At 59.7% G+C, this 12,888-nt stretch carries 6 protein-coding genes and 4 pseudogenes; 9 read left to right on the top strand and 1 reads right to left on the bottom strand.

All coding sequences use genetic code 11. The features are described 5' to 3' along the window. Nucleotides 1-75: 75 nt before the first annotated feature. Together istA and istB are read left to right on the top strand one after the other, a co-directional pair. Nucleotides 76-1,534, top strand: a pseudogene (gene istA, locus OKQ63_RS23295) (IS21 family transposase). A 10-nt stretch (nt 1,535-1,544) separates the two neighbouring features. Further along, a complete protein-coding gene (gene istB / locus OKQ63_RS23290) occupies nt 1,545-2,303 on the top strand; it encodes an IS21-like element helper ATPase IstB (protein ID WP_264214277.1) in 759 nt (252 codons plus the stop codon). A gap of 347 nt (nt 2,304-2,650) precedes the next feature. Here the strand turns inward: istB and OKQ63_RS23285 are convergent, their stop codons facing one another. Further along, nucleotides 2,651-3,250, bottom strand: a complete 600-nt coding sequence (locus OKQ63_RS23285; protein WP_264214276.1) for a MarR family winged helix-turn-helix transcriptional regulator — start codon at nt 3,248-3,250, stop codon at nt 2,651-2,653. A gap of 89 nt (nt 3,251-3,339) precedes the next feature. Here OKQ63_RS23285 and OKQ63_RS23280 point away from each other — a divergent pair, with 89 nt between their 5' ends. The 7 genes and pseudogenes from OKQ63_RS23280 to OKQ63_RS23250 all read left to right on the top strand — a co-directional run bounded on the left by OKQ63_RS23280 (nt 3,340) and on the right by OKQ63_RS23250 (nt 12,321). Further along, nucleotides 3,340-4,230, top strand: a complete 891-nt coding sequence (locus OKQ63_RS23280; RefSeq protein WP_264214275.1) for an MBL fold metallo-hydrolase — start codon at nt 3,340-3,342, stop codon at nt 4,228-4,230. Between the two features lie 51 nt (nt 4,231-4,281). Next, entirely contained in the window at nt 4,282-5,337 is a 1,056-nt protein-coding gene (locus OKQ63_RS23275) for a TAXI family TRAP transporter solute-binding subunit (protein WP_264214274.1), read from the top strand. Between the two features lie 154 nt (nt 5,338-5,491). After that, nucleotides 5,492-7,861 carry a TRAP transporter permease gene (locus OKQ63_RS23270; RefSeq protein WP_264214413.1) on the top strand — a complete coding sequence of 790 codons (2,370 nt, stop codon included), beginning with the start codon at nt 5,492-5,494 and terminating at the stop codon, nt 7,859-7,861. Beyond that, nucleotides 7,858-9,264 carry an amidohydrolase gene (locus OKQ63_RS23265; protein WP_264214412.1) on the top strand — a complete coding sequence of 469 codons (1,407 nt, stop codon included), beginning with the start codon at nt 7,858-7,860 and terminating at the stop codon, nt 9,262-9,264. The genes OKQ63_RS23270 and OKQ63_RS23265 overlap by 4 nt, the downstream gene beginning before the upstream one ends. A gap of 238 nt (nt 9,265-9,502) precedes the next feature. Beyond that, nucleotides 9,503-10,214, top strand: a pseudogene (locus OKQ63_RS23260) (IS6 family transposase). 54 nt (nt 10,215-10,268) lie between these two features. Continuing rightward, nucleotides 10,269-10,547: pseudogene (locus OKQ63_RS23255) on the top strand (transposase); the annotation flags it as partial. A gap of 690 nt (nt 10,548-11,237) precedes the next feature. Then, nucleotides 11,238-12,321: pseudogene (locus OKQ63_RS23250) on the top strand (IS5 family transposase). The last annotated feature ends 567 nt before the right edge of the window (nt 12,322-12,888 follow it).

Raw genomic sequence — 12,888 nt, 5'->3', positions numbered from 1 at the left:
CACCCTTCTGACGCCCTGCTGCGAGGCATCTTTCAACTCGCTACCTTTCGGTTTTCCCCGACCGAAGGAAGCCCGATGAAGAGATTGCCGATGCGGAAGATACGAGACGTACTGCGACTTTCAGCCGAGGGCCTGTCGACCCGCCAGATGGCGTCGAGCTTGGCGATCGGCCGCACCACGCTGCAAGGGTATCTGGATCGCGCCCATGAGGCAGGCTTAAGCTGGCCGCTGCCAGCGGAGATGTCGGACAGCGAGCTTGAACGGCTCCTCTATCCGCGCACTGCCCGGGAGGCGGCGCGGCGCGCCTTTCAGCCAGACTGGGCATACGTCCACCGGGAATTGCGGCGCAAAGGCGTGACGCTTCGCTTGCTGTGGGAAGAGTACCGCGCGGCCCATCCTGATGGCTACGGGTACAGCCGTTTCTGTGACCTCTATTCCTGCTGGGAAGGTAAGCTGTCGACGGTGATGCGCCAGCGCCATCCCGCAGGAGAGCGGCTGTTCGTTGACTATGCCGGTGCCACAATTGACGTGATCGACCCCAAGACCGGCGAGGTGCGCGCGGCGCAGCTGTTTGTCGCCACCCTCGGTGCTTCCAACTTCACCTTCGCCGAGGCGACCTGGACCCAGACGCTGCCGGATTGGATCTCCAGCCACGTGCGGGCCTTTTCCTTTATTGGCGGCGTGACCGCTCAAGTTGTACCCGATAATCTTCGGGCCCGGCGTCACCAAGGCCTGTTTCTACGATCCCGAGCTCAACCGCACCTACGCGGATCTGGCCGCGCATTACGATACTGCCGTGGTGCCCGCGAGGCAGCGCAACCGGCAATTCTTCAGCCTCGAGGAAGTAAACGCCGCCATCCGCCCGTTGCTGGACAGGCTCAACAGCAAGGCCTCCCGCCACCTTGGCGCCAGCCGCCGGCAGCTGTTCGATCAGCTGGACAGGCCCGCCCTGAAGCCGCTGCCGGCGGAGCCCTACGTCTATGCCGAATGGAAGAAGTGCCGCGCGGGGATCGATTACCACATCGCAATCGGCCGGCATTACTATTCCGTGCCGCACCAGCTGGTGAAGAAAGAGCTGTGGGCCCGCATCACCGCCCGCACCGTCGAGGCCTTCCACGGCGGACAACGCGTGGCTTCGCATGTCCGCACCTCCGGCAACGGACAGCACTCCACCCAGCGGGATCATATGCCCGCCCATCACCGGTTCCGCGAAGATTGGACGCCGCAGCGCATCCATGCCCAGGCCGCCCAGGTGGGCCCGAATGCGGCGATCTTCGCCGAGGTGGTGATGCGCGGGCGCAAGCACCCGGAACAGGGCTACCGCACCTGCCTGGGCGTGATCCGGCTGGCCGACAAGTTCGGCCGGGACCGCCTCGACGCCGCCTGCAAGCGGGCGCTCGAGATCAACGCCCGTTCATATTCATCGGTCCATTCGATCCTGAAGAACGGGCTGGAGCGCAAGCCCCGCACCCGCGCCGCGGAGGAGCCTGCAATCACCCATCCCAACATCCGTGGCGCCGACTATTTCCATTGAAAGGATACTCATGCTGACCCATCCAACCCTCGACCGCCTGAAAGCCCTGCGCCTTGATGGCATGGCGGAAGCCTTTGCCGAATTGCAGGCGCAGGACGGCGCCGCCGGTCTGACCCACGCCGAATGGCTGGGCCTGCTTGCCGACCGCGAAGCTGCCAGCCGGGAGACCAAGCGCTTTGACGCGCGCATGCGCGCGGCCAGGTTGCGCCATGTGGGCGCCTGCCCGGAAGATGTCGATTACCGCGCCCGCCGCGGCCTCGACAAAGCGCTGTTCCAGAGCCTGCTCACGGGCAAGTGGATCGCCGACAAGCGCAGCCTGATCATCACCGGCCCGTGCGGGGTCGGCAAGACTTGGCTGGGCTGCGCTCTGGCGCAGGCCGCCTGCCGCGATGGCACCACTGTGCTCTACAAGCGCATGCCGCGCCTCTTCGAGGAGCTCGAAATGGCCCATGGCGATGGCCGCTTCCCCCGTCTGTTCCGCAGTCTCACGAAAACCCAGTTGCTGATCCTCGATGACTGGGGGCCGGACCGGCTGACCGCACCGCAGCGCCGCGATCTGATGGAGATCATCGAAGAGCGATACGAGCGCGGCTCCACCATGGTCACCAGCCAGCTGCCCGTCTCCGCCTGGCACGACCTTATCGGAGAACCCACCTTCGCCGACGCCATCCTCGACCGCATCGTCCACAATGCCTACCGCCTCCAACTTGAGGGGCAGTCCATGCGCAAAACCATCGCCGAAAAGGATGACGTAACACCTCAGACCTGATACCCCGAAACCTATGCCTCACGGCAACGCGTCAAAGGTGGCCGAATACTTCGGTACAGGTGGCCGGATAAAATCGGATTCAGTGGCCGAATACGTCGGAATGCGCAGAGGTGCCGATGGCCTGACAGAAAAAACCTGACGCTGTTACTCAGCGCGACCGAATGCGACCAGCCGGGACGCGCGGCGAGGGTGAGATCGCTCCGTACAATGCGGCAACGACCGCGCACACCACTTCGACCACCCGACCCTGAACGCAAACATGCGGCCCCACGCGGCGACCGTGGAGAGAACCTCAGAGCCCGGCACGCAGGATGACGCGAATGGAGATCAGCACTTGACCAAGGCGATTAGAGAACGTGCGCGGACATGACCGGATTGAACGGGGCTGGTGTGCACGGGGACCACACTGGAAATGGCAACTCTGCTGGGAGTGGGTCATCCGACCGGCGGATTTGCGTGATCCTAGTATTTCTCAACGTGAAGACATTGTCTCTGATCCGCCTGACAAGTCGCATCAATTGTTCAAACTCATCGTCTGAAAGCCCCTCGAAATTCGCCAGATAGACTTGAGCGACAAGGGTAAATGCCTCTTTATATTTCTTCTGCCCGCTCTCGGACAGGATCAAGCGCCGTTTACGGCCATCGCGGGCGCTTGGATCTGGCACTACAAGCCCCTGTTTGATCAGATCATTGGCCCCCCGGCTGACCTTGAAGCGGTCGAACACGGTTATTTCTGCAAGATCATTGATTGCCATGGAGCCGTTTTCCCGCAGTGCGGCGAGGATGCGCCAGTCCAGCGGTGTCAGCCCGATCATTTCTAGTTTGCGCCCGAGATTGACCTGATTACGTTTCTGGATGGCTGCAAAGTAGTGCATTGGAAAATCGAACAGGCGGAATGCGCCTTCGAACTGTTCTGGATCCTCCAGATATTGCTTCCAAGTCGTCACGCCGCCCCCGGGGTTGCATAGAATCTCCAACAAGTGTAGCGTAAATTTAATGAGTAAACAATGTGTATATGCACATTTAGGGGTGAGCTTTGAAAATTACGATACTTGGCAGCGGCGCAGCGCTACTTGATCCGGATCGGGGGCATACGTCGATTGCCGTTCAGATCCGGGAAAAGACCTACCTGCTGGACATGGGGACGGGTGCGACCCGGAAGATGATCGAGAGCGCCATCCACCCGCTGTCCGTCGAGGCCATCTTTCTGACCCATCTGCATTTCGACCATACGGCGGACCTACCGGTTTTTGTGATCGGGTCCTGGATGGCTGATCGTCAAGGAGCGATCCCGATCTACGGCCCCCCGGGGACGTCGGAGTCGGTTGCACACCTGTTCGAAGATGGCGCATTTGACACCGATATCAAAGCGCGGGCGAAATACCCGCAGCGACAGGGCAATCTGGAAGTGCTGCGCCCGGATGTCCACACGATCAAACCCGGCGTGATCTTTGTGGACGACCGGCTGAAGGTCACCGCGATGCCGGTAGACCACATTCCGCCCGAGACTTGCGAATGCTATGGGTTGAAGCTGGAAAGCGAAGGCAAGACCTTGGTGTTCAGCAGCGACACGACCGCGTTACCGGAAATGGTGGATTTTGCCAAAGATGCCGATGTGTTGATCCACGAGGCGACGTTCCACGAAGCCGCCATCGAATTCCGTTCCAAGAACGGCATCGGCACCTTTTCCCATACCAGCCCACGCGAATTGGGCCGGATCGCCCGGGATGCCGGGGTCAAATTCTTGGTCCCAACGCATATCGGCCATTGGGACAGCACCAATCCGATAGTGCGAAATCTGGCATCCAAACATATGCCGGTAGAGGTCATGGGGCCGGACCAGCTAGACAAGGTCGTGGAAAACATTCGCGAGGCCTATGGCGGGCCGGTGCAGATCGCAAAGGATCTGCTGACGATCCATGTGTGAAACCTTAACCGGCAGAATCTGCGATACAACAAATCCAAAGGGAGAAAGCCAATGCAATCAAAGTTCAAAGCCACTCTGATGGCCTGCGTGTTGGCGGCAGGGCTTGTCCCGGCGCAGGTTGGCGCACAATCTATCACGCTGTCCCTGGAAACCTCGACTCCGACGGGCGCTGGCGGTCTGGTGGCAAGCCATATGGCCGAGGTCGCAGCTGAACGCGGCATTGCCACTATCCAGGTTCAGACCGGTAAGACGTTGACCAAATCGATTCAGCAGGTCGCCGAGGGCCAGACCGACATCGTGAGCACGCCGCTGGTTCTCTATGCGCTCTTGTCGCGGGGCCTTGGGCCTTACGGCAAGCTGGGCAAGGAAAAGGGCGCTGCACTGGCCGCCAACCTGCGACTGCTCTACCCATACCACTTCAGCTCGTTCCAGCTATTTGCTTACGAAAGCACCGGGATCGACAGCTGGGACAAGCTGGAAGGTCGCAACGTGTTCAACGGCCCGCCCCGTGGTGGCGCGTTGACTATGGCGCGCACCATGATCCAGTTGACGACCGGGTTGAAGGATGGCGAAAACTATAATGGCAAGCAGGTTGCTTGGGGGCAGGCGGATTCGCTGTTCATGGATGGCAGTGTCGATGCGGCCGTTCGCAACGCGACCTTCCCGGCCGAATTCATGCCGCTTTATTCTTCTGCAGGCCGCATGAACATCGTCTCGGTGCCCGTGGCCACGTTCGAAAGTGAAGCGTTCCAAAAATGGGCAAAGGGCCCCGGTCAATCTCCGATGATCATGGCGATCTCGGAGATGGGTTATGGCGATGATGTGAGTGTCATCTCGGAAGACAATATGTTCCGGGCTGTTGCGGCAACCGGTGGCGACACCGTCCACAAGGACATGCCCAACGATCTGGCAAAGGCGCTAACGGCGGCCTTTATCGAAACCAATTCCGAACTGCTGGCCAAAACGCCGTGGGCGCCGGGCAACCGCTATGGCAAAATCGACAACGAAACCATGGGCATTTGCAATGCCGGAATCAAACTGCACCCCGGTGCGCTCATGGCCTGGGAAGAAGCCGGTTTCGACGTGCCGGATTGCGCCAAGCCGTGATCGGCCGGTTATGAACAACTGAGCTACAAAAAAAAGGCGGTGTGCGTCCCAGTATGCACCCTCTTTGTTTAGTACCGGCGGCACCGTCGCTGTTTAAGACAGTCCATTGTGGAGACCTTGGCAAAGGCTCTACCCTGATGCAGAAAGGCGTGCCATGACGGTTCTTGATGAAGGCGGGCAGTTTAACGAGAGACGGATTACGGTTTGGCTCGGCCTGGTTCTGGTTCTGTTGGTGATGGTCAACAACTTGCCGAATATTCCCGGCCTGCTTGACCTTGTCCGGTCCATTCCGGGCTTCGCCGACATTCAGCAAATCAGCAAATTCGATCCGTCGGTGTTCTTTCCGATGGTCTTTTTCCTGATGATGATTATTGCGCTGACCGTTAGCTCTTTTTCGAGCTCCTGGCGCCTTGAGTCGCGTCCGAAATTCTATTTGGGGGTCTTCCTTGATACGCTGATGTTTGTCACCACCGTGGCGCTCTGTCTCGTATATTGGATCGAGCATCCCGATATCTGCCTGATCGACCAGTTGAACGGTGAACGGGCGCGGTTGATGGCGGAAAACCTGGCGCGCGCCGAGGAGTACCGGGAGTTGTTCGGCACCGACCCCGTCGCAGACATGCCGGAATGCGTGACCACACTGGGCAACTGGATTCTACCGTTTTTCCTAGTTTGCACCGCGGTTTTTTTCCTGTTCATCATCAAGATGTGGGGTTTCCCCATCGTGGTCGTGGCGCTGCTGGCCCTTGCTTATACGGTGATCACCTCGCTGATCTGGTATTTCGGCCTTTCGGACAATCCATACCTGACCACCGCCATCGGATCAGCCATTGAGGAAGAACGCAGCTATTCCACTGCGATCGCGGCGGCGCGCAATGCGATCATACTTGAATCGAACGGTGTTCTGGGCCAGTTCCTGAACATTATTGTCAACACAGTCTTCCCCTACATCGTCCTGGGTGCTCTGTTCGGTGCATCGGCGGGCGGGCAGTCATTGATCCGGATGGCGGTGGCCGCGACATACCGACTGCGCGGCGGCAGTGCCCATGCGGCCATCGTCGGATCGGCGGCATTCGGGACAATTTCGGGCGGACCAGTGGTCAATGTGCTGGGTACAGGCACCCTGACCATTCCGATGATGCAGAAGGCAGGTTACTCTGGCCGGTTTGCTGGCGGGGTCGAAGCCGCAGCGTCAACCGGCGGCCAGATCATGCCACCGGTCATGGGGGTCGCGGCCTTTGTTCTGGCCTCGCTGTCAGGCGTTCCCTATTCCGAAGTGATCGTGGCAGCATTCCTACCCGCTGTTGCCTATTTCCTGTCCATGTTTCTGACCGTGATGTTCCAGGCCCGCAAATCCGGGATTGAGGCCATTGGAGAGCTCACCGAGGATCAGAAAATCAACCGGCAGGACTTGCTTAACCTCGTGATGATCTTTGTGCCGATCCTGATCATCCTGTTCCTGCTACTGACCGGCAAGGACGAGGTCTCCACTGGGTTTCTGGCTCGTTTGATCGGCTATGATGCAGCTTCTGGCGCGCCGATGCCTTGGATTCTCGAACTGATCCGCAACGGAGCCGGAGACCCAGACAGCACAGGATTTTGGGCGGTTGTCGTGCTGTTCGGCTTGTTGTTCCTTGACCCCGGTGTCCGGGCCGTCCCGGCCAAATTGCTGGACGCGCTGTCGCAGGCGGGGATTCTGGCCGCACGCATGTATCTGTTGCTGATCGCAGTCACGGTGATCGACATCTGCAACAACTTCACCAACTTCACAGGGCTTTTGACAATCGACGTGCTGAACTGGCTGAAAACCGCAGATGTGTTCCAAGTGTTCGGTCTGGAAGTCCATATGGGGGGGTCGGCATATCTAATGTTGGTTCTTGTGGTAGCGATGTGCGTGACCATCCTCCTGGGTATGGGGATGCCCACATTGCCCGCCTATGTGAACGTTATCTTGCTGGTCGGTCCGCTGCTGGTGGCGCTTGGGACCTCGGTGTTCACGGCGCATCTATTTGTGTTCTACTTCGCTGTCGCCTCGGCCATTACCCCGCCAGTGGCCATCGCAGCCTATGCGGCTTCAACCATTTCGAAGTCCGAGCCCATGGCCACCGGCATCGCCGCTGTCCGCGCTGGCATTGTCGTGTTCACCATTCCCTTTGTTTTCGCTTTCTACCCTGAGATTCTACTGATTGACTATGCCCAGCTTGCCCCAGGGACGGGATCGGAGACAGGTTCAGTCTATCTCGACGGCTATGACGGAACGATCGACACCCTGTCGTTGGTGTGGTTGCTGCTGCGTCTCGTACTGGCGCTCTATCTGGTGTCCAGCGCCTTGGCAGGGTTCGAGCGGGCAAAGCTGGCGCGCTGGGAAATCTGGCTCCGTCTTGCGGTAGCTGGTGCCGTCCTATTCAAAACGCACGAGATACAGATTGCTGCTCTGATTCTCGCAGGGCTGGCACTTGCCTGGCATTGGAGGCAGGCTGGCAAGACATCGAATACCGGCCAAAACAGATGGGAGGCCCCATGACCGAGCAACATGACATCGCCCGGTGGCTGATCGACAACAGCAGTCGGTTCATCGGCGTAGCTGACGATATCTGGGCGACCCCGGAGATTTGCTTTCAGGAGATCAAATCGTCAAAGATCCAGGCTGACGATCTGGAAGCGGACGGGTTCGACATCACTTGGGGTGCGGGCGGACTGCCCACCGCTTTTGTGGCCAGCTGGTCCAACGGATCCGGTCCGGTCATCGGATTTATCGGCGAATATGACGCACTGCCGGGACTGTCACAGAAAATTCAGCAGTCGAAGGAGGCGCTGGAGGACGGCGCAAACGGTCATGGCTGTGGCCACAACCTACTCGGCACGGGCGCGCTTGCCTCTGCTGCGGCGCTGAAGGCTTGGATGATTTCCACCGGGCAAACAGGGACGCTCCGCTATTACGGCTGCCCTGCGGAAGAGGTGGGGTTCGGTAAGGTTTACATGGCCCGCGACGGCGCCTTTGACGATCTGGACGCGGCGTTCAACTTCCACCCCGGCTGGTCCAACTACCCGGTGCGGGGCACCTTCCTGGGCGCGCGGTCGATCCACTACCGGTTTAAGGGGCGGGCTTCCCATGCAGGCACCGCGCCGCATCTGGGACGCTCCGCGCTCGACGCGGTGGAGTTGATGAATATCGGCACGAACTACCTGCGCGAACATGTCGAGGATTATGTGCGCCTGCATTACCAGATCACCGATGGCGGCAAGTCCCCGAATATCGTGCCGGATACCGCATCCGTCCTTTACCTCGCCAAATCGCTCTACCCGGCGGAGGTCGAGGATTTGGTGTCTCGGCTGAACGATATCGCCAAAGGTGCCGCGCTGATGACCGGCACCCGTTTCGAGGCCGAGGTGGAAAGCGGCACTTCCTGCCTCATCAACAATCAGGCACTGGCCGATCTGCAATATGAGAAGATGCAGGAGCTTGGTACGATTGATTTCAATGAGGCGGAAATGGAATTCGCCGCCAAGATCAACTCAGATTATCCGCCCGGTGGCGCCGATTTCCAGCGCCGGATCCTGAACCTGCCCCCTGCGTCAAACTATGCGCCGCTAATTTGGGAGACATACGATCAGGTCGATACCGGCAAAATCCACCATGCCTCCACCGACGTGGCTGAGGTCGGCTGGAGAACGCCGCTTTGCATGATCCGCACCACCTGCTGGCCCCTGAACGCATCGCCGCATTCCTGGGGGGTCGTCGCATCGGGCGGCATGAGCATCGGGCACAAGGGCATGATGTATGCGGCAACGGTGATGGCGCTGGCCGCAGCCGAGCTGATTGAAAACACGGCACGGCTGGAGAAGGTACGGCAGGAGTTCATTGAAACGGTCGGCAGCATGCCCTATGTCGATCCGATCCCCCCCGAAAAAATGCCGCCGGTCTGAAGTGGAGGAGATTTCACGTTAACTCGATTCACTTGGAAGAGTTGGAAACTTGGCGTAGTGACCGCGCATGCAGGCGACGACTATCAGCTACAAACGCCATCGCTTCCCAGCCGGGTTGTGTCGCAAATATATCCGCAGGCTGAACGCAAGCGTTTTGCTGGACACAGTTATCCTGCCAGCGCCGCGAACGGCTTTGTCAGGTTGCTGCCGCCGCAGCAGCTGGGTAGTTCTCGCTGCCATGCTGGACATCGAAGATTTGCCCCGGATCAAAGGCTTCCGGTTTCCGCGGAGTGTGATTGGATACGCCGTTTGGGTCTACCATCGGTTTTTCTCTGAGCCTGCGCGACGTCGAGGATCTATTGGCGGAACGCGGTGCCGCAGTTTCGTACGAGACGATCCGTGACTGGGTGAACCGGTTCGGGCATCAGTTTGCCGCAAAGATCCGCCGGGACCGTTCAGCGCCGGCGGACAAATGGCATCTCGATGAAGTCGTGATCCGGATCAAGGGCCGGAGCCATTGGCTTTGGCGGGCCGTCGACGCCAAAGGCGATGTGCTCGAAATCCTGATCCAATCGCGGCGCAATAAGGCCGCGGCCCACCGTTTCCTACGCAAACTCATGAAACGATGGGGCCAGCCCCGTGTTCTGGTGACGGACAAACTGCGATCCTACGGCGCCGCCAAGGCACAGATCGCGCCCGGCGTAGAACACCGTCAGCACAAAGGGTTAAACAACAGGAGCGAGGCGTCCCATCGGCACACGCGGCGGCGCGAGAAGATCATGGGCCGTTTCAAATCGCCGCGCCAGGCACAGCGATTTCTATCCGTCCACGATCAGATCGCCAACTTGTTCCGCCCCAAACGCCACCGCCTATCCGCCAGATCCTATCGCCATGCGAGGTCCGATGCGCTCGGCCTCTGGGCTGGCTATGCCGCAAAACTGACCGCCTGATTACAGGAAGTCACCCATAGGTATGGTCGCGCGTCAACAACCTGACAAAGCCAGGATGAAACTTGCAACCGCCTTATGACGATCCCGGGTGTCGGGCCTGTCACCGCCGTGGCATTTGTCAGCACAATCGATATCCCGGCCCGCTTCCGGAATTCACGAGCCGTGGGGGCAGCCCTCGGGCTGACGCCTGTGCTCCATCAATCAGGTGAAAGCAAGCGCGTCGGCCGCATTTCACAATGCGGCGATACAGCAATGCGAACACTGCTTTACGAGGCTGCTCAGGTTCTGCTCACCCGGGTCAGGAAGTGGTCCTGGCTGAAAGCCTGGTCGGTGACGGGTTTGCCCGGCACGGCGGGATCTCCTTTTGGAAATAGAGATCTCGACCCTACCGGTCCGCAGCGGCCAGCACCCCACCAAATCCCCCACGCTCAGAGGGCCAAGCCGCTGCCTGCAGCCTACGGTCGGGCTACGCCCTCCCTTCGGCTCCAGGCAGCGACCAACATGGTTGTCGGCACCGGACAGGGTGGTTGTCGCTCATTACTTGGGAAAGGAAAAGCCTGAAGACGGCTGCCTGAATGGCCGAATAACGACTGTCATCTGAGGTCCGCCCAAGGCGGCAAGACGTCCTTCGCGGGACGGTGGATGGAGTGAGCTCGCGATTTCCGCAGTGCCGGCGGCGCCCATGCCGCCAGGACGTTTCTCAGATTGAGCCGCTTTGTTCCTCTTATCCCATCATGGGAGGGCCCGTGTGCCGATCCCGAAGAGAAGCGAGACCCCCGCGGAAGACAAAGATTACCGCCTCGGAACCTTCTTCGATGACGCTTGACTTGAACCCGCCGAATAGAGAAGCGGAAATCAACAGGCCAGCCTCCAACAGTCTTTCGCGGTCTGGTGCAGACAGATACCAGGTCTTTCCCGGTACGTATGCGTCGAGAAACTCCGGTCGATAGAAGGACGCCTCCGGAAACCTCTGGTTGACGAGCGATTGTCGTGATTCACTGCTCGTGACGGGTGGAGGGGATCATGGCGAAACAAGCAGGGTTCTGGAGTGTCGATGACCGGCTGGCGGAGATCTCGGCGGGGGGCGATCCGCTGGAGACCCTGAACGCGACTGTGGATTTCGAGCGTTTTCGGCCGATCCTGAAACGCGCGGCAGGCAGCGCACGCAGTCCGAAGGGCGGTCGGCCCTCGCTGGACGTGGTGCTCAAGTTCAGGATGCTGGTGCTGCAGAGCCTGCATGGTCTGAGCCTCGAGGCGACCGAACGCATGGTCCGGGACCGGCTCAGCTGGATGCGCTTCTGTGGGCTGGGCATCGCCGACACTGTACCGGATGCAAACACGCTATGGGATTTCCGCGAGGCGCTGATCAAGGCCGACGCACTTGATGCGCTGTTCCAGGAGCTGGACCGGGCCATCAACCAGGCGGGGTTCATCCCCGCGCGCCGGGCAGATCATTGATGCCAGCCTCATCGCGGCGCCGCGCCAGCGCAACTCTGACGGCGAGAAGGCGGCCATTAAGGCGGGCAAAACGGCACAGGAGATCTGGCCGGACAAGCCCGCGAAGGCAGCGCAGAAGGACACGAACGCGCGCTGGACCGTCAAGTATTCCAAGGCGAAGGCGCGTGCGGACGGTAGCAAGCCCGTGGACCTCGCAATCCCGACCTTCGGCTACAAGAGCCACGTTTCCATTGACCGCCAGAACGGCATCATCCGCCGACAGATCATCACCGACGCATCCCAGCATGACGGTGCCCGTCTGCGCGAAGGTCTGATCCAGACAGGCAACACCGGGCGCCAGGTCTGGGCGGATACCGCCTATCGATCCGCCGAAAACGAAGCCTGGCTCACAGCCAACGGCATGGTGAGCGAGATCCACCGCAAGAAGCCCCGGGGCCGCCCCATGTCGAAACCGACATCCCGGGCGAACGGCCGCAAGTCGGTCGTCCGCTCGAAGGTCGAGCACGTCTTCGGGCACCAGAAGGATCGTATGGGCCTCACCATCCGGACCATTGGCCTGGCTCGTGCCAAGGCGACGATCACGATGGCCAACATGGTCTACAACATGGGCCGATTGAGGTGGCTTATCAGCCGAGGTGCGCCCGCCTGACGCCAACGCGGACCGAAAACCCAACCATCAACCCAAAACTGCAGCGGTAGCGGACGCATCAGGCCGATATCCCCGGCGACCAGAGGCAGTTGGGCGGGTTATCGGAGGTGTCCAACATACCGGAGCTCGCCTGTTATATGGCGTCGACAAATGCGCCCGGACGACCGCGCCCCCGGCAATCCTGTATCCCGTCGCCCTGCCCTTGCCGGATACTTCGAGGCGACCCTCCTCCACCATGCGCTTTAAGAGACGCCATATGGTGGTTTCGCTCACATCCCTTGCAACGCCCTTCCGGATGGCATCGCGTCCAGCGCCCGGGTTCTCGCCGACAAATTCGAGAATGTCTTGATCCGACAAGGCCATGAAACGATATCCCGCAAGTGTGAAACGATTAGGATATTGATACACCTACATTTTTCCTCGGCGCAAGTTTTCGTTTCACGGATTTTGCAATGATTAAGGCGCTAGGAGCGCCAAAGCCGCCTTCGTCAAAAGGACGAAACGATTATCACCTTGAAATCATGAATATTTCTGGGACCCCTCATGAATCGTTGCACTGCAGATGAA

It is taken from the genome of Leisingera thetidis (assembly GCF_025857195.1).
GTDB lineage: Bacteria > Pseudomonadota > Alphaproteobacteria > Rhodobacterales > Rhodobacteraceae > Leisingera > Leisingera thetidis.
The sequence above is the reverse complement of the archived record's forward strand: the minus strand, read 5'-3'. Positions and strand labels throughout refer to the sequence as shown.